Genomic DNA, 23,790 nt, shown 5'->3' on the forward strand with positions numbered 1-23,790 from the left:
AAGAGTCTGAAAATCCCGCGCGCCGGCTATCTTGTATGGCGATCGCGCTTGTCCGTAGTCAGGTCGATGGGTACGGTCCGCCGGTTCCTTGAAGGCGCAATCGCCTTGGCGGAAAGTTTGCAAAAGGCCACGAGGCCGCAATCAGGAGAAGGATTTAGATGAAACTGCTGCGCTATGGCGAGGTGGGAAGCGAACGTCCCGGCCTGCTCGATGCGGATGGAACGATCCGTGATCTCTCCGCTCACGTCACCGATATCGGCGGCAAGACGCTCGACCCGGCATCGCTGGCGGCACTGGCCAAGCTCGATCCGAAGTCGCTGCCGGCGGTTTCCGGCAGCCCGCGCCTTGGCGCCTGCGTTGCCGGCACCGGCAAGTTCATCTGCATCGGCCTCAACTATTCCGACCATGCCGCCGAAACCGGCGCCACCGTGCCGCCGGAGCCGATCATCTTCATGAAGGCAAGCTCGGCCATTGTCGGGCCGGATGACGACGTGCTGATCCCGCGCGGCTCGGAGAAGACCGACTGGGAAGTCGAACTGGCCGTAATCATCGGCAAAACCGCCAAGTATGTCAGCGAGGCCGATGCGCTCGACTATGTTGCCGGCTATAGCGTTGCCCACGACGTCTCCGAGCGCGCCTTCCAGGCCGAGCGGCAGGGCCAGTGGACCAAGGGCAAGAGCTGCGACACGTTCGGCCCGACCGGCCCATGGCTGGTAACCAAGGACGAAGTGGCCGATCCGCAGAACCTCAAAATGTGGCTGACGGTCAACGGCAAGACGATGCAGAACGGCTCGACCAAGACCATGGTCTATGGCGTCAAGTATCTGGTTTCCTATCTCAGCCAGTTCATGTCGCTGCACCCCGGCGACATCATCTCCACCGGCACGCCGCCCGGCGTCGGGCTGGGCATGAAGCCGCCGGTGTTCTTGAAGGCCGGCGATGTGGTGGAGCTGGGAATCGAGGGCCTGGGCCAGCAGAAGCAGACGTTCAAGGCTGATTTGTAGGCACTACATTTCGGGGTCAGCGCTGCCCCCTCATCCGGCCGCTTCGCGGCCACCTTCTCCCCGCTGGGGAGAAGAGGTGAGCGGCGGCGCTGACAATCTCCTCTCCCCTCGGGGAGAGGTCAGCCGAGCGAAGCGGAGGCTGGGTGAGGGGGGTGCGCCGCCGCGCTACTTCAGCACTTTCCCATCCGCACCAAACCGATACGTCTTCCCCGGATCCGGCGTCGCATACAGCGTCGCACCCGGCTCGGCATCATAAACACCGAAAATCCGCACGGTAATCAGACCGGCCTTCTCGCAATCGAGATAAAGGTTGGTGTCGGCGCCGAGGTGCTCGGCGTGCACCACCGTTCCCTTCCAGGCGCCGGATTTCGGATCGACGGTCAAATGTTCCGGCCGCACGCCGATGGTCTTGGCGGTTTCGCCAAGCCTGGCGCCGTCGACGAAATTCATCTTCGGTGAGCCTATGAAGCCGGCGACGAACTCATTTGCCGGCGAATTGTAGAGCTCCATCGGGCCACCGATCTGCTCGATTTTCCCTGCGTTGAGCACCACGATCTTGTCGGCCAGCGTCATCGCCTCGACCTGGTCGTGGGTGACGTAGATCATCGTTGCCTTCAGCCGGCGATGCAGCTGCGCGATCTCCAGCCTTGTGTTGACGCGCAGTGCCGCATCGAGGTTGGACAATGGCTCGTCGAAGAGAAAAAGCTTGGGTTCGCGCACCACGGCGCGGCCGATGGCGACGCGCTGACGCTGGCCGCCGGAGAGTTCGGCCGGCCGCCTTTCGAGATAGGGCTCCAGCGACAGCATCGACGAGGCGATGCCGATGCGGCGCTCGATCTCCGGGGCGGGCGTGCCGGCCTGCTTGAGGCCAAGGCCCATATTGTTCTTCACCGTCAGATGCGGGTAGAGCGCATAGGTCTGGAACACCATGGCGATGCCGCGCTTGGCCGGCGGCGTGGCCGAGACGTCCGCGCCGTCGATCACAACACGGCCCGAGGTCGAATCCTCCAGTCCGGCAATGACCCTGAGCAAGGTCGACTTACCGCAGCCGGAGGGGCCGACGAAGACAACGAACTCGCCGTCGTTCACTTCGAGGTTGATGCCCTTCAGCACCTCGACCGGCCCAAAGGCCTTCTTCACGTTCTCGATGTTCAGCGAGCCCACTTCGTTCCTCCGGATTGGAATGTGGGCGCCAAGACACCCCCCTCTGGCCTGCCGGCCATCTCCCCCTCAAGTGGGGAGATTGGCAGCTTTGACGCCGCCGCACTCTTTTCAACGTTGGTGATTGGCGAAGGCCGTGCCGAAAGCTGATCTCCCCCCTTGAGGGGGAGATGGCCAGCAGGCCAGAGGGGGGCGCCGTAGAGCGCAGCCCCTGACGACAATTCCCTGATCACAACCGCACCGCCTTTCCACTGCGCACGCTCTCGTCGGCTGCAAGGCAGACGGCGAGCGATTTGACCGCGTCGTCCATATGTTTGGTGAGATCGAGATCCTCGCGGATCGCCTTCAGCACGAAGGCCTGTTCGAGGTCGCAGAGATCCTGATGGCCGGGTTCGCCCTCCATCGACAGCATCTCGTCGGCCTTGAGAAACTTGCCGTCCGCGCCGGTCGCCGCACTGTGCAGGCGGATGGTCGAGGTCTTGGTGTGGGTGTCGATGTCATCGGACTTCACACCTTCCTTCATGACGATCGACACGCAGCCATTGGGCGAGATGACGTCCTTCACGAAGAACGCCGTTTCCGAAATCATCGGACCCCAGCCGGCTTCGTACCAGCCGACCGAGCCGTCGTCGAACAGCACCTGCAGATGGCCGTAATTGTACATCGACTGCGCCACCTCGTCGGACAGCCGCACGCCCATGCCACGCACCTCGATCGGCTTCGCATCGGTGATCTGCAGCATGACGTCGAGATAGTGCACGCCGCAGTCGACGATCGGCGACGTCGTCTGCATCAACTGCTTGTGCGTCTCCCAGGTGTGGCCTGAGGATTGCTGGTTGAGGTTCATGCGAAAGACGTAGGGGCCGCCTAGCTTGCGGGCTTCGGCGATCAGCCTGATCCAGGACGGGTGATGGCGCAGGATGTAGCCAATCACCAGCTTCCTGCCATTGGCCTTCGCCGCCGCGACGACGCGCCTGGCGTCGGCCACCGTCGTTGCCAGCGGCTTCTCGACGAAGACGTGGCAACCGGCCTCGAACGCCCTCACCGCATAGTCGGCATGGCTGTCGGAATAGGTGGCGATGCAGGCGACATCGGGCTTTTCCTCGCGCAACGCCTCGTCGAAGGAGCGCCTGATGCCGTAATCCGACAGCCCGTCCGGCAGCGGCACGTCGGAGCGATTGATCAGCGCCGCGATCTGGAAACCTGGATTGGTATGGTAGGCCAGCGCATGGCTGCGACCCATATTGCCGAGGCCGGCAATGACGACGCGGAGGGGTGTTTCAGAGTTCACTTGACGGCTCCGGACGTGATGCCGCGGATCAGCTGCCGCGAGAAGATGACGTAGAGGATCAGCACCGGCATGATCGCCAGCGACAGGGCTGCCAGGATGGCGTTCCAGTTGGTGACGAACTGGCCGAGGAACAGCTGGGCGCCGAGCGTCACCGTCTTGGTTTCTTCCGACGGCGCCAGGATCAGCGGGAACCACAGATCGTTCCAGATCGGGATCATGGTGAAAACGGCGACGGTCGCCATCGAGGGCCTGACCAGCGGCAGCACCAGCCGGAAGAAGATGGTGTATTCGGACAGGCCGTCGATGCGGCCGGCATTCTTCAGATCGTCGGAGACCTGCTTCATGAACTCCGACAGGATGAACACGGCAAGCGGCAGGCCTTGCGCGGTGTAGACCAGGATCAGCGCCGTCAGCGTGTTGACCAGCCCGCTCGCCACCATCAATTGCAGGATGGCGACGGTGCCCAGCCGGATCGGGATCATGATGCCGAGCGCCAGGTAGAGCCCCATCAGCGAGTTGCCGCGGAAGCGGTATTCCGACAGGGCGAACGCCGCCATGGCGCCGAACAGGAGCACGAAGAACAGCGAGGCGACGGTGACGACGAGGCTGTTCTGGAAATAGTGGATGAAGTCGCCCTGGCCGATGACGGTCGTGTAGCCGATCAGGTCGAAGGTTTTTGGCGTCGGCGGCGTCAAAGGCGCGCCGAAGATGCCGGCGCGGGACTTGAACGAGTTCATGATGACGAGGATCACCGGAAACAGCGCGATCACCGTGTAGGTCAAAAGGATCGCGTGGGCGCCGATGGTGCGGGGCACGGAACGGGTGGCGGTGCTCATCTCTCGGCCCCTCAGAACTGGTAGCGACGCAGGCGCGTCTGGACGAGGAAGAGGTAGACGCAGACGCCGCCGAGGATGATCAGGAACATCATCGTGGCGATCGCCGCGCCCATATTGGGGTCGCCGGTCTGCAGCTGGAAGCCGAAGAAGGCGCGGTAGAGGAAGGTGCCTAAAATGTCGGTCGAATAGTTCGGCCCGGCGAGCGCGCCTTGCGCGGTGTAGATCAGGTCGAAGGCGTTGAAATTGCCGACGAAGGTGAGGATCGAGATGATGCCGATCGACGGCAGGATCAGCGGCAGCTTGATCTTCCAGAATTGCGACAGGCCGGTAATCCCGTCGCATTCCGCGGCCTCGATCACCTCTTCGGGGATCGACAGCAGTGCCGCGTAGATCAGCATCATCGGGATGCCGACGAACTGCCACACCGAGATCAGGCTGAGTGCGGTCAGTGCATATTGCTCCTTGCCGAGCCATGGCGTGAACAGGCTTTTCAGGCCGACGAGGTCCATCAGATGCGGCGCCACGCCCCACAACGGGGACAGGATCAGCTTCCAGGCGAAACCGACGATAACGAAGGACAGGATGGTCGGCACGAAGATCGCCGTGCGGTAGAAAGCCGCGAATCTCAGTTTCGGACTGGACAGAAGCGCGGCCAGCATGACGCCGATCGGGTTCTGCACGATCATGTGGATGATGAAGAACCAGACATTGTTCCTCAGCGCGTTCCAGAAACCCACCGACCAGTTGGGGTCGCCGAACAGCGTGCGGAAGTTTTCCAGCCCGACGAAGACCTGGTGCTGCTCGATGTTGCGGAACAGCGACAGCTGCAGCGTGCCGGCGAGCGGCAGGATCATGATCGCCGTGTAGACAAGCACCGCCGGCGCCAGGAAGACGCCTATATGCCAGCGGAACGGTCTTTTCGGTCTGATATCTGCGGCCATGAGTTCGGTCCCCGCCGTTTAGGTCTCGGCAAATGCCGCCAAAGGCGCGGCGCCTCCCTCCCCCTCGAGGGGAGGGTGCCTCGCGAAGCGAGGCGGGTGGGGTCGGTCAAGGCAGCGCGCCATCGACATTTGACCGCGCTTTCCAGCAACGATCAAGTCGCGGCCTGCCTCCACCGACCCCCTCTGTCGCCTTCGGCGACATCTCCCCCTCGAGGGGGGAGATAAAGCAGCGCTCAGCCGAGCTCTTACTTGGCCGGCTTGTACCAGCTGTCGAGACCGGTCTGCAGCTTCTTGGCCGCGGCTTCCGGCGTATCGGTGCCGTTGATGACGTTGGCCGATTCAACCCAGGTCTCGTTCTCGAGGTTCGGCGTGCCACGCGACAGGATCTGGTAGGTCGAGCGGATGGTCGACTTGCACTTGCCGCGCCAGGAGACGAATTCCTGCGCCAGCGGGTCTTCCATCTTCACCGGCGAGGAGTTCAGGCTGAAGAAGCCCGGCAGCGCGTTGGCGTAGATGGTGGCGAAGTCGGGCGAGGCGACCCAGGACAGGAAGGTCTTGGCCGCATCGGCGTTCTTCGAAGCCGCGTTCAGGCCCATGCCGATATCGGTATGGTCTGATATGTAGCAGGTGTCGCCGGCCTTCTCGACCGGCGGCGGGAAGGCGCCCATCTTGAACTGGGCCTGGGTGTTGAACAGGCCGATTTCCCACGAGCCGGCCGGGTAGATGGCGGCGCGGCCGAGCGTGAACAGGTTCTGGCTGTCCGGATAGGTCTGCGCCTCGAAGCCGTCGCCGAGATAAGGCTTCCACTTGGCCAGTTCCTCATACGGCGCGACCCAGTCCTTGTCGGTCAGCTTCTGCTCGCCCTTGATCAGTGCTGCGCGGCCGTCCTCGCCCTTCCAGTAGTTGGGGCCGATGTTCTGGTAGCCCATGGTCGCGGCTTCCCAGAGATCCTTGGTGCCCATCGCCATCGGGATGTAGGTGCCGTCGGCCTTGATCTTGTCGAGCGCGGCGAAGAACTCGTCGCGGGTCTCCGGCACCTTGATGCCGAGCTTGTCGAAGGCGTCCTTGTTGTAGATGAAGCCGTGGATGACCGAGGCCATCGGCACGCAGAAGCTCGCCTTGCCGTCGTCGGTCTGCCAGGCGGACTTTGCCACGGGCGAGAAGTTCTCCATGCCGGGCAGCGCCGAGAGATCGGCAAGGTTGCCCTTCTTGAACAGCTCGAGCGACTTGTCGAACGGGCGGCAGGTGATCAGGTCGCCCGCCGAGCCGGCGGCGAGCTTGGCGCCGAGCGCTGCGTCATATTCGGTCGGAGCCGAGGGCGCGAACACCACCTTGATGCCCGGGTTCTTGGCTTCGAAAGCCGGGAGCAGCTTGTCCTTCCAGATGGCAAGGTCGTCACCGCGCCAGCTTTCGATGTTGAGCGTTACGTCTGCGGCAGAAGCAACCCCGGCCGAGCCGAGAATGCTGGTGCCCAAAAGCAGTGCCGTCAGTAGTTTCGTTGTCATGCTCAGTCTCCCTGTTGACCTTTTTCAGGTTCGGTTTTGATGAGAACGGAGGCTTTTGAGCCCTTGCTCCCCTCTATAGCGGAAAGGGCCGGGCGCAGCTTCTGGCCGGCCTCTTCCAGTGTCTTCTGCGCCGCGTCGGTGCTGTCGGCGCCGGCGGCGAGCAGAATGGCGGTCTTGACCGCGCCGCCGCTCTTCTCGAGCAGGCGGGCCGCTTCGTCCGTGCCGCACCCGCTGACGGCGGCGACGATGCGCGCCGCGCGGCCGCGCAGCTTGATGTTGTCGGCCATCAGATTGACCATGTAGCCGTCATGCACATGGCCGAGATGGATGGCGGTCAGCGTCGACAGCATGTTGAGCGCGATCTTCTGGGCGGTGCCGGCGCCCATACGCGTGGAGCCGGCGATCAACTCCGGCGGCGTTTCGAGCAGGATGGCCACATCGGCCAGGCGCAGCAGCGCCGTGTTGCCGTTGTTGGCAATAGCGATTGTGGCGGCGCCCCGAAGCCGGGCGTCCTCGATGGCCCGCACGGCATAGGGCGTCGTGCCGCTGGCGGAAATAGCGATCAGGCAGTCGCCCTTGCCGAGGCCGGCCTCGGCGACCGCTGCCGCAGCCTCCTCGGTATCGTCTTCCGGCCCTCCGGCAAGCGTGCGGAAAGCGTCGTCGCCGCCAGCGATCAGGATAGCGATGCGGTCACGGTGAATGCCGAAGGTGCCCGGCAGTTCCAGCGCATCTGCCAGCGCCATCAGGCCTGAGCTGCCGGCCGCGGCGTAGGCAAGCTTGCCGCCGCTCTTCAGCCTGCCGGCGATGATCTCGGCGGCCCTGGCTATGGATGGAATGGCATGGCGCACGACCTTGGCGGCTTCGATCTGCGCATCGGCCAGATAGGAAAGGATGGCGTCCGGAGGCTGGATATCCAGCCCCTCGGCATTTTTGTGAAGCGCTTCGGTGCGCGTTTCGGCCATCCCGGTTCCTCCAATACCAGAACAATACCAAAAAAATACCACTTGTCCACACGCATTAACGAATTCGCTGGCCGGAAATCGCTGAGCCGGCGAAATTCATAGGATTTTCAATAAAATACGGCTTAATCTTTTTGAAACGGAAATTAACCCTTGGCTATTGGTATTTTATTGGTATTATCCGCCTGGAGGAGAAATCACGTGAATTTCGTGCTCGGAATCGATGGCGGCGGCACCAGCTGCAGGGCCGCCCTGGCAACGGCGGACGGCACGGTGATTGGCCGCGCAAAAAGCGGCGCCGCCAACATCCGCACCGACTTGACCGGCGCCCGCTCGAACATCGTCGAGGCCGCGCGGCAGGCGTTTCTCGCCGCCGGGCAGGATGCGGAACTGATCCCGCAGACGCCGGCCATTCTCGGGCTGGCCGGCGCCAATGTCGGCACCTACCGGCAGCAGCTCGAAGCGATCCTGCCGTTCAGCATCAGCCGCGTCGAGACCGACGCCGAGATCGCACTGGAAGGCGCTGTCGGCTCCGGCGACGGCGCCATGGCGATCCTCGGCACCGGCACCGCCTATATGGCGCGCAGACAAGGCAAATCGCGGGCCATCGGCGGCTGGGGCTTCCAGGTTGGCGACCAGGGCAGCGGCGCCCGTATCGGCCGCGACCTGCTCGAACAGACCCTGCTTGCCTATGACGGCGTCCGCGAAGGTTCGCCGCTGACGCAGAGCATGCTGGCCGTGTTCCGCAACAACCCGGAGGATGTCGTCGAATTCACCACCAATGCCAAGCCGGGCGATTTCGGCGGCTTCGCACCCAAGGTGTTCGAGCATGCCGAGAAGGGTGACAGCGTCGCCAACTGGATCCTCGACAGGGTGGTCGCCGATGTCGAAGCCTCGCTCGGCGCGCTCGATCTCGCCGACGACGCGCCGCTGTGCCTGCTCGGCGGGCTGGCGCCGCTCTACGCGCCGCGCCTGTCTGCCCGTTACCGGGCGCTGCTGAAGCCGCCGCTCGACGACGCGCTGGGCGGCGCGGTGCAGATAGCGGTCCGCCTTTTCGCCGGACACGCGGAGGCAACTCGATGAGCGAGGCCGCCGACCAGATCTTCGCCACGCTCAAACATCAGGCGCAAAGCGGCGCGCCGCTTTATCTGCAGCTTCGCAAGAGCATCGAGGACGCGGTCAATCGCGGCCTCATCGGGCCGGGCGACGCGCTGCCTTCCGAGCGCGACATCGCCACCAAGGCCGATATTTCGCGGGTCACCGTGCGCAAGGCGGTGCAGGACCTGGTCAAGGGCGGCATCCTGGTGCAGCGCCACGGCTCCGGCACCTTCGTGGCGCCGCGCATGGAGCGTGTCGAACAGTCGCTGTCGCGGCTGACCTCGTTCACCGAGGACATGGCGCGGCGCGGCATGGCGGTGCGTTCGGCATGGCTCGACCGCGGCCTTTACGCGCCCTCGCCCGACGAGATGATGGTGCTCGGCCTGTCGTCGAGCGAACTGGTGGCGCGGGTGGCGCGCCTGCGCATTGCCAACGACACGCCGCTGGCGATCGAACGCGCCTCGCTGTCGGCCAGCGTGTTGCCCGATCCGGCCGATATAGGTTCCTCGCTCTACGCGGCGCTGGAATTGACCGGCAACCGGCCGGTGCGGGCGGTGCAGCGCATCTCCGCCGCCAATCTCGGCGACAGCGACGCGCGCCTGCTCGAAGTGCCGCCAGGCATTGCCGGCCTGCACATCGAACGCATTTCCTATCTGGCGAGCGGCAAGGTGATCGAATTCACCCGCTCCATCTACCGAGGCGACGCCTATGATTTCGTCGCCGAACTGCGGCTGACAGGGCCGAGCGAAGAGGGCCGACCATGAGCACGACAAAGCCGACCATGTCGGCAGAAATGACCCATATGCGGCGCGAGATCGAGGAGGTCCCGCAAGCGGTCGCCCGCCTGCTCGACGGCTCCGGCGCCGTGCTGACAGAGGCCGGGCGCGGCATCCGTGAACGTGACCCGCAGTTCGTCGTCACCGTGGCGCGCGGCTCGTCCGACCATGCCGCCACCTTCATGAAATACGCCGTCGAGCTGACCGCCGGCCTGGCCGTCGCATCGGTCGGACCGTCGATCGCCTCGATCTACGGCCGCAAGCTCAGGCTGGCCGGCTCGGCCTGCCTGGCAATCTCGCAGTCGGGCAAGAGCCCCGATATCGTCGCCATGGCCGAAACCGCGCGGGCGGGGGGCGCGCTGACCGTCGCCATCACCAACACCGCCGATTCGCCGCTGGCGCGTGCTTCGGACTATGCGATCGATATCCTGGCCGGCCCCGAGCGCAGCGTCGCGGCCACGAAGACCTTCATCAATTCGGCCGTCGCTGGCCTCGCTCTGATGGCGCATGCCACGGGCGACGACGCGCTGTTGGCCGCACTTGCCCGCCTGCCGGAGCATTTCGGCAAGGCGATCGCCTGCGACTGGATGAGCGTGCTCTCCGAGACGATCGAGAAGCAGAAGTCGCTGTTCATCCTCGGCCGCGGACCGTCGGCGGCGATGGCCAATGAGGCGGCGCTGAAATTCAAGGAGACCTGCGGCATGCATGCCGAGGCCTACAGCGCCGCCGAGGTCATGCACGGCCCGCTGGCGCTGATCGGTCCCGATTTTCCGGTGCTGGCGCTGGCCGCGCGCGACGCCTCCGAACCGTCCATTGCCGAGGCCGCCGACAGCCTGGCGGCCAAGGGCGCGCCGGTGTTCGTCACCTCGGCGCTTGCCAAACGCGCCGTGCGCCTGCCGCATGTCGCCACTGGCCACCCGCTGACCGATCCGCTGACGCTGATCGTCTCCTTCTACATGTTCGTCGAGGCCTTTGCCCGCCATCGCGGTCTCGACCCGGACACGCCGCGCAATCTTCGCAAGGTGACGGAGACAGTATGAGCGATCGCTTTGCCCTGACTGGAGCCCGGATTTTCGACGGCGACGACTGGCATGAAGGCCACGCACTTGTCGTGCGCGACGGTCTCGTCGAGGCTATTTTGCCAACGGGCGCCGTCCCCTCGGATATCCGCGTCGTCGACACCGGCGGCGGCCTTCTGACGCCGGGCTTTGTGGATGTACAGGTCAATGGCGGCGGCGGCGTCATGCTCAACGACCATCCCGATGTCGCTTCCATCGAAACCATTTGTCGCGCGCACGCGCCCTTCGGCACGACGGCGCTGCTGCCGACGCTGATCACCGACACGCCTGCAATCACGGCCGCCGCTGTCGCCGCCGGCGAGGCAGCGGCGCGCCAGAAGGTGCCCGGGTTTCTCGGACTGCATCTCGAAGGCCCGCATCTGTCGGTCGCCCGCAAGGGCGCGCATGATCCGGTGCTGATCCGGCCGATGACGGATGCCGATCAGGCGATGCTGATCGCCGCGCGGCAAAAACTACCGGTGCTGCTCACCACCATTGCCCCTGAATCCGTCGAGCCGGCGCGCGTCGCGGCACTCGCCAGGGCCGGCATCATCGTCAGCCTTGGCCACTCCGATACCGGCTATGCCACCGCCAGCGCCTTTGCCGCGGCCGGCGCCTCAATGGTCACCCATCTGTTCAATGCGATGAGCCAGATCGGCAATCGCGAGCCCGGATTGGTCGGCGCCGCCATCGACATCGGCAGCTTGTCGGCCGGCCTCATCGCCGACGGCATCCATGTCGATCCGGCCACCATCAAGATCGCGCTGCGCGCCAAGCAGGGGCCGGCCAGGATCGTGCTGGTCACCGACGCCATGGCGACAATCGGCACCGAGATGACGTCGTTCACGCTCAACGGCCGCACCATCTATCGAAGGGACGGCAGCCTGAGGCTCGCCGACGGAACGCTGGCGGGCGCCGATCTCGACATGATCTCGGCCGTTCGTTTCATCCACCGCGTCGTCGGGGTCGAGCTTTCCGAGGCTTTGCGCATGGCCTCACTCTATCCGGCGCAAGCAATCGGCCAGTCGCACCGACTTGGCCGATTCGCCAACGGCACGGCTGCGGATATTGTCGCTCTGTCGGACGATCTCGACACGAAGGGCGTCTGGATCGGCGGCGAAAAGGTTTTTGCGGCCGGCTCCGACACTGTGCGTTGATATCAGGTCAAGTCGGCTGACGTCATGAAACCTTTTGATTTTGAGGTCGTTGTCGGAGCGTATGTCCGAGGCGAAACCCAAATTGAAACAGGCCGACGGCATCAAACCGCGCGGTGCCTTGAAGCCGCCACAGAAAGCTCCGCGTGACCAAAGGCCACGCCACGAGGAGCTGCGCGAAAAAAAGCTGTCGAGTGCCGAAGCTGCCCCGGAGGTCGACGGCCAGCCGGGGCCACCGCCGGATGCTGTCGAGCCCGATCCGCAACTGACGCCCGAAGGGGCCGAGCAGGAGCGCAAGAAATATCTGCTGCGGCGTTTCTGGATCAGCGCGCGCGGTTACTGGAGCCGGCGCGGCGACCGGCTCGCCTGGCCATTGACGATCGGGGTGCTGCTGCTGATCTGCATCAATATCGGCTTCCAGTATGGCATCAATGTCTGGAACCGTTCGATGTTCGATGCCCTCGAGCAGCGCAACGCCCGCAGCGTCTATTTCCTCAGCGCCGTCTTCGTGCCGCTGGTAATCTGCAGCGGCAGCCTTGTCGTCGCGCAGGTCTACCTGCGCATGACGATCCAGCGCCGCTGGCGTTCCTGGCTGACCACCGCGGTCATCGCGCGCTGGCTGGCAGGCGGCCGCTACTACCAACTGAATCTCGTCGGCGGCGACCACCAGAACCCCGAGGCCCGCATGACCGAGGATCTGCGCATCGCCACCGAGTCGCCGGTCGATTTCATCGCCGGCGTCCTCAACGCGTTCCTGTCTGCCTCGACCTTCATCGTCGTGCTGTGGACCATCGGCGGCGCGCTCACTTTGCCGATCGGCGGCGAGAGCATCACCATCCCCGGCTTCCTGGTCATCACCGCGATGATCTATGCCGCCATCACCTCGACCGCGATGGTGGTCATCGGCCGCAATTTCGTCCAGCTCTCCGAGCGGAAGAACCAGGCGGAGGCCGAACTGCGCTACACGCTGACGCGCGTGCGCGAAAACGGCGAGAGCATCGCCTTGCTGGGCGGCGAGGAAGAGGAGCGCAGCGGCATCGACAGGAATTTCGGCCATGTGCTGAGGCAATGGGCGCTGCTGACGGGCCAGCACATGCGCACGGCGGCGGTGTCGCAGGGATCGAGCCTGTTTGCGCCGGTCGTGCCGATCCTGCTGTGCGCGCCAAAATTCCTCGAAGGCTCAATGACGCTTGGCGAGGTGATGCAGGCAGCGTCCGCCTTTGGCATCGTGCAAGGCGCGTTCGGATGGCTGGTCGACAACTACCCGCGTCTTGCCGACTGGAACGCCTCCGCGCGGCGCATAGCATCGCTGATGATGTCGCTCGACGGGCTCGAGCGTGCGGAGCAGAGCGACGCGCTTGGGCGCATCCAGCACGGCGAAACCGATGACGGTGCCATGCTCAGCCTCGACGATCTCTCCGTGACGCTCGACGACGGCACCGCCGTGGTCAAGGAGACCGAGGTTGCGATCGAACCCGGTGAGCGGGTGCTGGTGGCCGGCGAATCCGGCTCGGGCAAGTCGACGCTGGTGCGGGCCGTCGCGGGCCTGTGGCCGTGGGGCGGCGGCAGCGTCAATTTCCACGCCGACAGGCGACTGTTCATGCTGCCGCAACGCCCCTACATCCCCTCGGGCACGCTTCGCCGCGCGGTCGCCTATCCCGCGGCGGCGGATAAGTGGACGATCAAGCAGATCAAGGCCGCCCTCGACAAGGTCGGCCTCGCCTACCTTGCCGAAAGGATCAAGGAAGAAGCGCCATGGGACCAGACGCTGTCGGGCGGCGAAAAGCAGCGTCTCGCCTTCGCGCGCCTGCTGTTGCACCGCCCCGATATCGTCGTGCTGGATGAAGCAACCTCGGCGCTCGACGAGAAGAGCCAGGACACCATGATGGCGACGGTGATCCGTGAATTGCCTGATGTCACCATCATCAGCGTGGCGCACCGGGCCGAGCTGGAAGCCTTCCATAGCCGCAAGATCACCTTGGAACGGCGCGAGGGCGGCGCCAAGCTTGTCAGCGACATCAACCTCGTCCCACGAAAGCGCAACCTGCTGAAGCGCGCCTTGTGGGGCTCCGGCAGTCGGGCCGAAAGGTCGCGCAAGGAGTAAGGCGAGTAAGGCGCCCCTGCCCCAGGCGCCGCACAACTATGATGCGTATATGTCCTTGTAGGTGTCGCGCAGCAGGTTCTTCTGTACCTTGCCCATGGTGTTGCGCGGCAGTTCATCGACGAAGATCACCCGCTTCGGATGCTTGTATTTCGCCACCCGCCCGGCGATAGCGGCGAGAATTTCGGCATCGGTGATCCGCGATGACGGCGCCCGCACGACGACAGCGGTGACGCCTTCGCCGAAATCCGGATGGGCAACGCCGATGACGGCGCTTTCGCTAACCCCGTCGAGCGCGTCGATCTCGCTTTCAAGTTCCTTCGGATAGATGTTGTAGCCGCCCGATATGATCAGGTCCTTGCCGCGGCCGACAATGTGGACGTAGCCGTCGGCGTCGATCATGCCGAGATCGCCGGTGATGAAAAAACCGTCGGCGCGGAATTCCGCCTTGGTCTTCTCCGGCATGCGCCAATAGCCGCCGAAGACGTTGGGGCCTTTGACCTCGATCATGCCGACCTCACCCTGCGCAAGCGCTGCGCCGCTGTCGGGATCGGCGATGCGGAGCGTGACCCCGGGCAAGGGGAAACCGACGGTACCGGCGCGCCGCTCGCCCTCATAGGGGTTCGAGGTGTTCATGTTGGTCTCGGTCATGCCGTAGCGTTCGAGGATCGCGTGGCCGGTGCGCTCGCGCCAGGCCTTATGCGTCTCGGCCAGCAGCGGCGCCGACCCGGAAATGAACACACGGATGTTTTTTGCCGCCTCATGGTCCAGCCCATCCTGCTGCAGCAGGCGCACGTAGAAGGTCGGCACCCCCATCAGGGCGGTGGCGCGCGGCAGCAGCGAGACGATGCGGGCCGGATCGAACTTCTGCTCGAACAGCATCGAGGCGCCGGCCATCAGGACGACATTGGTGGCGACGAACAGGCCGTGCGTGTGGAAGATCGGCAATGCGTGGATCAGCACGTCGTCTCCAGTGAAACGCCAGTGCTCGACCAGCACGCGCGCGTTCGAAGCAAGGTTCTCGTGGCTGAGCATGGCGCCTTTCGAACGGCCGGTGGTTCCCGACGTGTAGAGGATCGCCGCGAGGTCATCCGGCCCACGCGCTACGTCATGAAAATCCATCGGCAGCCGCGAGGCTCGATCGGGCAGCGATCCCCGGCCGTCGCGGCCGAGCGTGACGGTGACGGCGCCCGACTTTTTCGCCAGCGCGCCGACGTCGGCCGCTCTTGCCGGATCGCAGACGACCAGGCGTGGCTCTGCGTCGCCGAAGAAATACTCCAGCTCGGCCAATGTGTAGGCGGTGTTGAGCGGCAGGAAGACGGCGCCGGCTCGCAGGCAGGCGAGATAGAGCAGGACCGCTTCCGGGCTCTTCTCGACCTGCACGGCAACGCGGTCACCGGGTTCGACATCGAGTTGCAGGAGCGCATGCGCAAGCTGCGCCGAGCGGGCCAGCATATCGCCATAGGTGAGCGAGCGCCCATCATCGGTTTCCATCAGCAAGCGCGCTGGCGCCGGCATCCGGGACCGGAACGCATCGAACAGATGATTGCTCATGAAGACATCCCTGGGTGCGGCGGCGCTGAGCATGCGCCTGTCGCGGCATGCCTCGGCGGCGAGGGTTCGCGGTTCTTGGCCGCGCCGTCAAGCCCGCCGACAGCGGTTCACGCCAGCCTCGCCGACGCAGAGTGCGAGCAAGAAACGAGCGCAAGAGCCCGCCGGGAATCGGCTGTTATCGCCGAGCGCGTTTGCCGGCGAGTTCCTTCGTTTCGTCGTCCTGCTCGAAGCGCTTCATGCACATGGCGGCAGTCAACTGGTAATGGTTGAGCAGTGCCTCGACGGCACCGTCGGCATTGCCGTCCAGGGCACATTCGGCGATCAGGCGATGCTCGCCGAAATCGTCGCGCTGGACGCCCTCGCCATCATTGGCCATTTGCCGGTAGCGATAGGCGTGATCGGAGAGCTGGTCGCAAAACCCCACCAGCCATTGCGACCGGCAGGCCGAAATCAACACCCTGTGGAAGATACGATGCAGCCTCTCCCAATCGGGATTGAGCGAAAAGAGAGCCTGCGGAGACAGACGTGACGCGCGTCCCAGGCGATGCAGCGCCAGCACGAGCTGTTCTTCCCATTCGGCGGTGCGGTGGGCGATGGATTCGCGAAGCGCCCGCTCCTCGAGCCAGCAGCGGGTGCGCGTCAGCTCCTCGAGTTCCGACGCACTGACCGGCATGATGAAGAAGCCGCGCTGGTCGTGCCGGCCGAGAAGTCCTTCCGAGGCGAGGCGATTGAGAGCTTCGCGGACAGGCGAGGCGCCGGCTCCATATTTGGAGACCACCCATTCCACCCGCAGCTTGCTCTCGGCCTCAAGAACACCCCCGAGAAGATCGTCCCGCAATTGCTGATAGACCGTACTGGCAAGCGTACTCTTCGGTCCCGCAGCGTCGTCGTTCAGATTGGCAGCTCCGTATGTCATAGCGACTCCTTGTCCCCAAGACTTGTCCTGGGCGATTCGAGTCCGAAAGCATTCGCCTTCTCGTACTTGTACCATACAGTGCGAGCATTCGCCTGCTCAAGCACAAGATCACGTTATTGTACTTTAGCACGAAGGAATATGCGGCATCTGGAGCTCAATGCTGTAATTCCGCGCATTTTCACAACCTGCGGGAACTTAACATGTTTTGTATGCACGCAAGAGAATCTGTTCTTTCTGTTCTTTTGTATGCGCGCGGGATCAACTGTCTGCTGTGAGGACCCTTGAGGCCGAATCAGGCAGCCGCTCCAGATCCGATACCGTTGCGCATCAGACCATCACAAGCCTCGGCCGGTACCAGAACCTTAGCCGGCATGCCGGGCTGAACGCGGGAAAAGCGCTGGTTAGCCGGCTGCGTGGTCGGCTGCCGTCCTGATCGCCTGGATATTCTGACGGTAAGCCTCGACGCTGCCGCCTTTGAAGATGGCGGCGCCCGCCACCAGCACGTCGGCGCCGGCAGCGGTGACCAGCGGCGCGGTTTCGGCTGAAACACCGCCGTCGATCTCGATGCGGATCGGCCGGCCGCCGATGAGGGCCTTGACCCGCTTCACCTTGTCGACGATCGCCGGGATGAAGGCCTGGCCGCCGAAGCCCGGATTGACGGTCATGATCAGGATCAGGTCGAGCCGGTCGAGCACATATTCGACCACGCTTTCCGGCGTCGCCGGATTGAGCGACACACCGGCCTTCTTGCCGAGGTTCCTGATGGTCTGCAGCGAGCGGTCAAGATGCGGGCCGGCTTCGGCATGGACGGTCAAACCGTCGCAGCCGGCCTCGGCGAAAGCGGCCAGATAGGGGTCGGCCGGGGCAATCATCAGATGGCAGTCGAAGAAGGCCTCGGTGCGGTTGCGGATCGCCTTGATCACCGGCGGGCCAAAGGTGATGTTGGGCACGAAATGCCCGTCCATCACATCGAGATGGATCCAGTCGGCGCCGGCCGCCGCCACCGCTTCGACCTCATCGCCGAGTTTGGAAAAATCCGACGCCAGCACCGACGGTGCAATCAGGGTCTTTCTGCTCATGGATGCGGCCTTTCCGAGTGCCCTTCACGTTCGGCCACTCTATCGACTGCCTAATGCGCTCCGGCCGACTTGTCGAGGGCACGGGCGCGGCGGCTGCACGGCCGGAGGTGGCGTTGCGGCGTCCGCGATCCTGTCGCAGCCAATTTCCGCTTGCCTCGGAGCCATAAGAAAACCCGCCGGATTGCTCCGGCGGGTTTCTGGTCTGGCGTCGAGCAGATCGTTATTGCTGCTGGAGTTTCAGGATTCTGTCTGGAACCGGATCCTGCTGCTGTTCGACCTGCGGCCTGCGCCGTGGCAGTACCTGCTGCAGCAGCAGGCCGGGGTTGAGCTCCAGCGACGGTTGCCCGCGGAGCGGCCGGCAGTTCGGATAGCGTCCGATCGTACCTTCCGGGCAGCGCCGCCTGATGATCGGCTGGCACTGGCCGTTGATCATCTGCGAGCCCGGTGCGCATTCCACCTCTTGCCTGGGCTTGCGGCATGCGCCGTTGATCACCTGCGTCCCACGCGGACAGACACACTCGCCACGCTTGTTGTGGACCTGGCCGCGTATGTCGCATTGCTCCTGCGTCGGTTGCTTGCGCCGGCACGCATTGCCCCGCACCTCGGTACCCCTCGGGCAGACACAATTGCCCTTTGCGTCATGGACCTGGCCACGGATCGTGCATTGCTCAGGCTTCGGCCGAATCGGGCGGCAGGCTCCGTTTCTGACCTCGGTACCCCTTGGGCAGACACAATCGCCGTCGGCGTCGTGAACCTGACCACGGATCGTGCACTGCTCGGGCTTTGGCCGCATCGGACGGCAGGCGCCATTGCGCACCTCGGTCCCTCTCGGGCAGACACAATCGCCATCGGCATCGTGGACCTGGCCACGGATGGTGCACTGCTCAGGCTTCGGCTGGATCGGGCGGCAGGCATTGCCCCGGATTTCGGTCCCCCTGGGGCAGACACAATCGCCATCGGCATTGTGGACCTGGCCACGGACGGTGCACTGTTCGGGCTTGTCGGTCCTGACACATCTGCCGTTCTCAAGCCCGGTTCCGCGTGGGCAGACGCAACGTCCGTCCTCGGTGCGGATCTGGCCTTCGAGCAGCACGCAGCGCTTCGGTTGCTCCGGCTTCGGCACGATACCGCCGCCCGGCGAGCACTGGCCGTTGCGATAGGTGGTGCCTTCCGGGCAAACGCAGCGGCCGGCATCGTTCATGACGAAGCCTTGCGAGCATTCCTTCTTCGTCTCCTGGCTGATGGTGAAGGGATGGCAGGCATAGGCCTTGCCGCGATCGCCCTGCACATTGGCCTGATCGCCGCCAAGCACGTCGCCACCGCCTTGCACCCGTGTGTCGGGAGAGAGCACGCCGACGCAGTTCTGGCCGCTGACATTGCCCTGCAGATTGGCCAGACGACCGTCGTCGGGAATGACCACGGTGACATGATGCACCCGGCTTTCGCCGGCGCCGAGCGACAAATTGGCAATGCAGGACGCAGGCAAGGTTGCCGGTTCCGGCGAGCAGCCGAAGGGCGGATCGATCGACGTGATCTCAACGCCTTCCAGCCTGCCGAGACCCTCCACGCCGATCGCATCGCCAATGCGGACCGGCCCGGAGAAGGCGGTCGCTCCGTCATTGGTGACGGTGATCTCGAACGAGCAGGGTTGGCCGAGCCTGCATTCGCGGTCGCCGGTCTTTTCGACACGGATGGTCGAGGCGCCGCCTCCCTTGGCGCAGGCCTGGCCAAAGGGATAGACGACGTCGTCGCCCGGCGCCGGCCCATAGGAGCCGCGCGCGCAGTTTTCGAACGCGCCATTGGCCGAAACCGTCACGTCGAAGTGGCGGCTGGTTCCAGGTGTCATGACGGCACCGGGAATCTGGCACGACAGCGCGTTGGCCGGAACCGGTCCGCACGCCCATTCCGCACCGTCAGGGGTGACGGTCTGGATCTGGACAGGCGCGCCGCCGGCCACCAGCGTGGCGGCATCGTTGACCCGCACCGGACCGGTGGGGGCAGCGGTGCCAAGGCTGATGACGGTGATGCGGCAAGAGATCAGCGCGGCACCGGCGAGCGAGCCGTTGCAGACCTTGGTGATGCGCAGGGTCGGCTTGCCGCCATTGGGATGGCGGAAGCGTTCCTTGGCGCAGGCCTTGTTGTTGGTGAGGTCGTTTTCGCCGGGGATGGGCTTCACCGTCGCGCAATTCTCGACAATGTCCGACTGATAGCCGGCCGGCATGACCGCCTTGACGACGATCGGCGTCGAGCCGCCCGGAGGCAGCGAGATCCCCGCATGGTCGCAGCGGAACAGGCCGGGACCTGTCGGTACGCAGGTCCATGGCGGGCTTGGGCCGAAGGTCGAGGAGGCCGGCGCGCCGGCCGGGTAGCTGTCGATCACCGTCAGCGGCCCGTTATAAGTCGATGTGCCGTTGTTGATGATGTCGATCACGAAGTGGCAGATGCCGTCGGCCGTGCAGACCGGGACGCGGGCACGCTTCTTCAGGATCAGGTCGACCTTCTTCTCGACCGGCGGCCGGCAGTCGCGGTCACGATCGCCACGCCGGCAGATCGGGATCGAGGCGCAGCCGCGATCGTTCGACTGGCTGCCGAACAGCGGCTTGCCGCTGGCGCCGTAATTATAGGTGGCGCAGTTACGCAAGACGCTGCCTTGCCAGCCTCCGGCCGGCTTGAAGCCGAGCTTGAGGTTGACGGAGGCCCCCGGATTGAGCGTGGTTACTGGGTAGGTGCAAATCATCGGGGTGGCGCCGGGTATGCAGACCCAGGGCGGATTGGGTCCTGAATCGAGCGTCGATCCGGCCGGCAGCGTCACCTCGTCGAGCACGATCTTGCCGTGGTAGGCACCGGTGCCGACATTGGTGACCCTGATGGTGAAGTCGCAGCCGCCACCCATCGTGCAACGCGTCACGTCGGCGCGTTTCTCGACCTTGAGGTCCGGCTCCTTGTCCTTGGGCGGGCACCTCTGGTCACGCGGGATGACGATGTCGATCGTCTGCGTGCAGCAAAGGCCCCAGCCTTCCTTCGGACCGGCATAGGTTTCGATGCCGGTGACGATGAGGTGGATGACGTCGCCGGGCGATGCGCCGACGATCTTCCAGTTGAGCACACCGCCGCCCGCCGGCACCAACTGGGTGTCGGGGATGATGGTGACGCCTGATGTGGTCGTCGACACCTGCACCCACTTGCCGCCCATCTCCGGGCCGACCGGCATGTGGTAGATGAAGGCGCCGCCGCCGGGCACGCAGTCCACCGTGCCGCGTTCCACCTTGAAGCATTCCCGGTCGGGAGGCGGTGGCCGCTTATCACAGTTGGTGAGGTCGATCTTGATCGAGGTCTTGGCCCCGGTCTTGTAGTTGCCATCGTCGGGCTTGCCCGGATCCTGCGACGGGATGATGGTCCCGGGGCCGGCTCCGTTGCTGACCTTGATCACACCCTGGTTGTCGATCACGGTCGGCGAAGGAAACGCCGCATGGTCGATCTTGGCCGTGATCTGGAAGTTGATGACGCGTTCATTGGCGGCACCGGCGCCGTCGAGATCAGCGGCGGAGAGCCGGAAATTGGACACCGTTGCCGTGTCGTTCGGACCGGCCGAGGTGCTGATCGAAACGCCGGGCAATGGTCCGCCCGAAGCGTCCGTGCCGTCGCCCGACACATTCGCGCTGACGATCGAAAGGCCGTGTGGAAGCTGGTCCTTGAACTCGATCTTGAGCGTTTTCAGCAAGGCTGTCAGGTCGGCGAAGGCTTGCGCATCGCCGCGCAGGCCAAAGCTCAGGGAGTAGACGACATAGTCGCAGCTCCGCTGGGTGCCTTTCTTGGTGAAGAAGGGCACCGCCCGCTCCGGCCTCGGATTGACGATCTTCGAATTGTCGAGATCGAGCCTCAGTTCCGGGGTGATCGGGGCGGCGTCTTCCGCGTGGCTTGCCACAGGGGTGAACATGGCGACCGCGATACCGGCCGCCATCAGCCAGCGCGCGCCGCGCCTGGCGTATGACAGGGGTTTCATGATCGTCTCCATGACTGTGGATTGCGAGCTCGTCGTGAGCGGGGAGAGTGCGAGATTTTTCATCTTCCCCTCCTCAACGTTCGCAGCTGACGGCTGGGGTTCGGAGCGGCAAGATCATCTTGCAGCAAGGGTAGTAGCCACCCTTGTCCTTGTCGGACTTCCTGTAGAAGCAAAGTCCAACATCCACTCTGTCGCCCGGATAGTGGCCGGTGATGTCGACCGTGTAAGGCTTGCCGGGCGCATGCGACTGGGATGATGTCACCCCGACGCCTGGCGTCCTGGACTTTGTCTCATTCGAAGGTTGGGCCTTGATCGAATCGCCGCCGAAGCCGGCGTGGTCATGGAGATAGAGATCGGCCTGGAGGCCGCGAGGCGTACAGTAATACCTGATATCCTCGACATCGATGCACGGAGGCAGGTTGCCGGGTGGTGGGAAATCCGGCGGGTAGAAGGGGGGCAGGTAGCCGCCCGGGATTTCCTCGTAATAGCCGGCGCGGCCCTCGCAAGGATGCCAGACGGCAACGTCGCCGACATGGCCCTCGACCTCCGGATCTTCGAAATAACCGTCGAAGTCGACGAACCAGGAGCCGAAGGGCGGCACGTTGGCCGGCTTGACCAGCTCTTTCGGCGTGATCTGGACGCCATGCACGGCCAGCGGCCCGCCGGCGGCGAGCTGTTCGGCGAGTGAAGGATTGTCGCGCAGCTTGTCGCCTGACTTGACCAGCGTCTGCGTGCAGACCGATGTGTCGAGATTGCCGTCGGAATCATAACCATATTGCAGGTCGAGACCGCCGGCGGCCTGCCGGTTGCCCTGCGGGAAACCGACCGCATATTCCTGCGGCACTTCGACCCAGACCGATTCCGTCTCCGGATCGTCCGGGTTCTCTCGGAAGTAGCGGATGACCTCGCCTTTGCCGGAATCGGCGAATTGGCTGTAATCGTAGCGGTTCTCGACTGGGCCGCGCTGGGCCAGGTACATGAAGCCGCTATTGTCGAAGGCGATGTCGGTGACGGCGTAGTCCTTGTCGGCCTTGACCGTCAGTTCCCAGCGCGGGTCGCCGACAAAACTGCCGTCGCGGGCGATGCCCACCGACCAGATTTCCGACTTTTCGCCGACCGAGTAGTAGAGCCGGCCGCCATGGTAGGAGACGCCCCAGACGCGGCGCTCGTCCTGCGTGTAGCCCCAGCTGTCGGGGTCTTCGCTGTCGAAGGTCGCTCCCTTTATGTCCATCACCGAACCGTCGTCGGCGACTGGAGCAAGCCCATGCGCGGGACGGCCGGCAACGCCGTGATCGAAGCTGTCGATCAGCCTGCCTTCGGCATCGATGCGATGGATCAGGCCGGTATCGAGATCGGACGCGAAGAACTCGCGATGAGTGGCGTCGAATGTGAGATTGCCGATGCCGGGACCGCTGTTGGTGTCGATGTCGGCGAATTTGGAGACCTGGCCGGTGATGCCGTCGATCTTCCAGACGGTGCCCGGCCCGCCGCCGTTTTCGGTGCCGAACTGGCCATCCATGAAGATGGCGCCGGCAGCGCCGCGGCGCTGCCGCTCGGGGCGGCCGTCATCGTCGGCGTCCGGGGTGACGATACGGATGCCGTGCAGCGAGGTGGCGCCGGCATAGAGATTGGGAATGCCCGTCGGAACGCCGTCGCGCACGCCGTCATCGTAGGTGACGCCGAACACCTGGCCGACCTGCTCCGCCGTCACCTCGAAGGGCGGTGGCGTGTTGACGAGCTGGCCGGTGGCTGGTCCGCCCAGTTGCGAGACGTCGAAGACGCGCAAGGTGGCGCGCGTGGTGTCGATGAAGGTTTCGTCGACCGGATCGACGCCGGGCGGCAGTCCCTCTTTTTCGGAATCAGGGGGGTCGAAATTGGGAATGATGGTGCCGGAAAATCCGGTCACCGCCATCGAACCGGGATAGATGATCCGGGTTTCCTGCGCCTGCGCGGCGCCCAGCCACAGGCCGAGTGCCAGCAACCCGCCTGGATGCACAGCGCGGCGCAAGCCGCCAGCAAGAGACGACACAAACGAGCCGCGGATGCGAGACATGACACTACCCCCCGTAGTCGACGGGAGAACGTCGGGTCTGGCCGCGCAAATCAGGGCAAGGCGCGGCGGTCCGGCTCGTTCTTCCCTGATCGAATTGTCTGCTTTCCTCAAGATGACGATACGCCTGCTCTTACGCAGGGTCAACGGAATCAACAGAAAGCCCAGCGCATCGACCTCGTCCCGAAGGCGGTGGTCGCGCCGAGCTCCTGTTGTTCCCGGAGACCTGGGAGTCTCTGGGTTATTGGTCATGGGGGCTTCCTTTCCGGGCCGCACCATGCGGCACCTGGAGATCAGTCGCAGG

At 64.4% G+C, this 23,790-nt stretch carries 17 protein-coding genes; 6 read left to right on the forward strand and 11 right to left on the reverse strand.

Annotated elements, in window-relative coordinates; genetic code table 11:
* The first annotated feature begins 158 nt into the window (after positions 1 to 158).
* The gene (locus tag NP503_RS11320; RefSeq protein ID WP_127271132.1) at positions 159 to 1,004 is read left to right on the forward strand and encodes a fumarylacetoacetate hydrolase family protein; all 846 of its coding nucleotides are present in this window, start codon (positions 159 to 161) and stop codon (positions 1,002 to 1,004) included.
* A 165-nt stretch (positions 1,005 to 1,169) separates the two neighbouring features.
* Here the strand turns inward: NP503_RS11320 and NP503_RS11325 are convergent, their stop codons facing one another.
* The 6 genes from NP503_RS11325 to NP503_RS11350 all read right to left on the reverse strand — a co-directional run bounded on the left by NP503_RS11325 (position 1,170) and on the right by NP503_RS11350 (position 7,700).
* Entirely contained in the window at positions 1,170 to 2,168 is a 999-nt protein-coding gene (locus NP503_RS11325) for an ABC transporter ATP-binding protein (RefSeq protein ID WP_127272471.1), read from the reverse strand.
* A gap of 226 nt (positions 2,169 to 2,394) precedes the next feature.
* Positions 2,395 to 3,456: a Gfo/Idh/MocA family protein gene (locus NP503_RS11330; RefSeq protein ID WP_127269380.1), complete on the reverse strand. Its 1,062-nt coding sequence runs from the start codon at positions 3,454 to 3,456 to the stop codon at positions 2,395 to 2,397.
* Positions 3,453 to 4,292 (reverse strand): carbohydrate ABC transporter permease, encoded by an 840-nt coding sequence (locus tag NP503_RS11335; protein WP_127265686.1) that lies wholly within the window; start codon positions 4,290 to 4,292, stop codon positions 3,453 to 3,455. Before NP503_RS11335 ends, NP503_RS11330 begins: the two co-directional genes overlap by 4 nt.
* Positions 4,293 to 4,303: 11 nt before the next feature.
* Positions 4,304 to 5,233: a carbohydrate ABC transporter permease gene (locus NP503_RS11340; RefSeq protein WP_127269379.1), complete on the reverse strand. Its 930-nt coding sequence runs from the start codon at positions 5,231 to 5,233 to the stop codon at positions 4,304 to 4,306.
* Between the two features lie 245 nt (positions 5,234 to 5,478).
* Positions 5,479 to 6,738 (reverse strand): ABC transporter substrate-binding protein, encoded by a 1,260-nt coding sequence (locus NP503_RS11345; RefSeq protein ID WP_127269378.1) that lies wholly within the window; start codon positions 6,736 to 6,738, stop codon positions 5,479 to 5,481.
* A 2-nt stretch (positions 6,739 to 6,740) separates the two neighbouring features.
* On the reverse strand, positions 6,741 to 7,700 hold the full coding sequence (locus NP503_RS11350) for an N-acetylmuramic acid 6-phosphate etherase (RefSeq protein WP_127272472.1): 960 nt from the start codon (positions 7,698 to 7,700) through the stop codon (positions 6,741 to 6,743).
* A gap of 198 nt (positions 7,701 to 7,898) precedes the next feature.
* On the opposite strand from NP503_RS11350, the gene NP503_RS11355 reads away from it, so the two are divergent.
* From NP503_RS11355 to NP503_RS11375, 5 genes are all read left to right on the forward strand, one after another.
* The gene (locus NP503_RS11355; protein WP_127267935.1) at positions 7,899 to 8,780 is read left to right on the forward strand and encodes an N-acetylglucosamine kinase; all 882 of its coding nucleotides are present in this window, start codon (positions 7,899 to 7,901) and stop codon (positions 8,778 to 8,780) included.
* Positions 8,777 to 9,559 carry a GntR family transcriptional regulator gene (locus NP503_RS11360; protein ID WP_027040192.1) on the forward strand — a complete coding sequence of 261 codons (783 nt, stop codon included), beginning with the start codon at positions 8,777 to 8,779 and terminating at the stop codon, positions 9,557 to 9,559. Before NP503_RS11355 ends, NP503_RS11360 begins: the two co-directional genes overlap by 4 nt.
* Positions 9,560 to 9,576: 17 nt before the next feature.
* Positions 9,577 to 10,611: an SIS domain-containing protein gene (locus tag NP503_RS11365; protein WP_164748800.1), complete on the forward strand. Its 1,035-nt coding sequence runs from the start codon at positions 9,577 to 9,579 to the stop codon at positions 10,609 to 10,611.
* A complete protein-coding gene (nagA, locus tag NP503_RS11370) occupies positions 10,608 to 11,786 on the forward strand; it encodes an N-acetylglucosamine-6-phosphate deacetylase (RefSeq protein ID WP_127267933.1) in 1,179 nt (392 codons plus the stop codon). Before NP503_RS11365 ends, nagA begins: the two co-directional genes overlap by 4 nt.
* 61 nt (positions 11,787 to 11,847) lie before the next feature.
* Positions 11,848 to 13,887 carry an ABC transporter ATP-binding protein/permease gene (locus NP503_RS11375; protein ID WP_127267932.1) on the forward strand — a complete coding sequence of 680 codons (2,040 nt, stop codon included), beginning with the start codon at positions 11,848 to 11,850 and terminating at the stop codon, positions 13,885 to 13,887.
* A 36-nt stretch (positions 13,888 to 13,923) separates the two neighbouring features.
* Here the strand turns inward: NP503_RS11375 and NP503_RS11380 are convergent, their stop codons facing one another.
* From NP503_RS11380 to NP503_RS11400, 5 genes are all read right to left on the reverse strand, one after another.
* A complete protein-coding gene (locus tag NP503_RS11380; protein WP_127267931.1) occupies positions 13,924 to 15,438 on the reverse strand; it encodes a malonyl-CoA synthase in 1,515 nt (504 codons plus the stop codon).
* A 175-nt stretch (positions 15,439 to 15,613) separates the two neighbouring features.
* Positions 15,614 to 16,354: a GntR family transcriptional regulator gene (locus NP503_RS11385; protein ID WP_127267930.1), complete on the reverse strand. Its 741-nt coding sequence runs from the start codon at positions 16,352 to 16,354 to the stop codon at positions 15,614 to 15,616.
* Between the two features lie 401 nt (positions 16,355 to 16,755).
* A complete protein-coding gene (gene rpe / locus NP503_RS11390) occupies positions 16,756 to 17,433 on the reverse strand; it encodes a ribulose-phosphate 3-epimerase (RefSeq protein WP_127271687.1) in 678 nt (225 codons plus the stop codon).
* Positions 17,434 to 17,653: 220 nt separating this feature from the next.
* A complete protein-coding gene (locus NP503_RS11395; protein WP_127271685.1) occupies positions 17,654 to 21,499 on the reverse strand; it encodes a hypothetical protein in 3,846 nt (1,281 codons plus the stop codon).
* Positions 21,500 to 21,509: 10 nt separating this feature from the next.
* On the reverse strand, positions 21,510 to 23,765 hold the full coding sequence (locus NP503_RS11400; RefSeq protein WP_164748776.1) for a hypothetical protein: 2,256 nt from the start codon (positions 23,763 to 23,765) through the stop codon (positions 21,510 to 21,512).
* Between the last annotated feature and the right edge of the window lie 25 nt (positions 23,766 to 23,790).

The organism is Mesorhizobium sp. SEMIA396 (genome assembly GCF_024518615.1).
Lineage (GTDB): Bacteria > Pseudomonadota > Alphaproteobacteria > Rhizobiales > Rhizobiaceae > Mesorhizobium.

Bases quoted from the DNA above. Each gene is read 5' to 3' on its own strand.
- NP503_RS11400 (WP_164748776.1), bottom strand. From the start codon at position 23,765: ATGGTGCGGCCCGGAAAGGAAGCCCCCATGACCAATAACCCAGAGACT.
- NP503_RS11380 (WP_127267931.1), bottom strand. From the start codon at position 15,438: ATGAGCAATCATCTGTTCGATGCGTTCCGGTCCCGGATGCCGGCGCCA.
- NP503_RS11345 (WP_127269378.1), bottom strand. From the start codon at position 6,738: ATGACAACGAAACTACTGACGGCACTGCTTTTGGGCACCAGCATTCTC.
- rpe (WP_127271687.1), bottom strand. From the start codon at position 17,433: ATGAGCAGAAAGACCCTGATTGCACCGTCGGTGCTGGCGTCGGATTTT.
- NP503_RS11385 (WP_127267930.1), bottom strand. From the start codon at position 16,354: ATGACATACGGAGCTGCCAATCTGAACGACGACGCTGCGGGACCGAAG.
- NP503_RS11320 (WP_127271132.1), top strand. From the start codon at position 159: ATGAAACTGCTGCGCTATGGCGAGGTGGGAAGCGAACGTCCCGGCCTG.
- NP503_RS11395 (WP_127271685.1), bottom strand. From the start codon at position 21,499: ATGAAAAATCTCGCACTCTCCCCGCTCACGACGAGCTCGCAATCCACA.
- NP503_RS11340 (WP_127269379.1), bottom strand. From the start codon at position 5,233: ATGGCCGCAGATATCAGACCGAAAAGACCGTTCCGCTGGCATATAGGC.
- NP503_RS11360 (WP_027040192.1), top strand. From the start codon at position 8,777: ATGAGCGAGGCCGCCGACCAGATCTTCGCCACGCTCAAACATCAGGCG.
- NP503_RS11365 (WP_164748800.1), top strand. From the start codon at position 9,577: ATGTCGGCAGAAATGACCCATATGCGGCGCGAGATCGAGGAGGTCCCG.
- NP503_RS11335 (WP_127265686.1), bottom strand. From the start codon at position 4,292: ATGAGCACCGCCACCCGTTCCGTGCCCCGCACCATCGGCGCCCACGCG.
- NP503_RS11375 (WP_127267932.1), top strand. From the start codon at position 11,848: ATGTCCGAGGCGAAACCCAAATTGAAACAGGCCGACGGCATCAAACCG.
- NP503_RS11350 (WP_127272472.1), bottom strand. From the start codon at position 7,700: ATGGCCGAAACGCGCACCGAAGCGCTTCACAAAAATGCCGAGGGGCTG.
- nagA (WP_127267933.1), top strand. From the start codon at position 10,608: ATGAGCGATCGCTTTGCCCTGACTGGAGCCCGGATTTTCGACGGCGAC.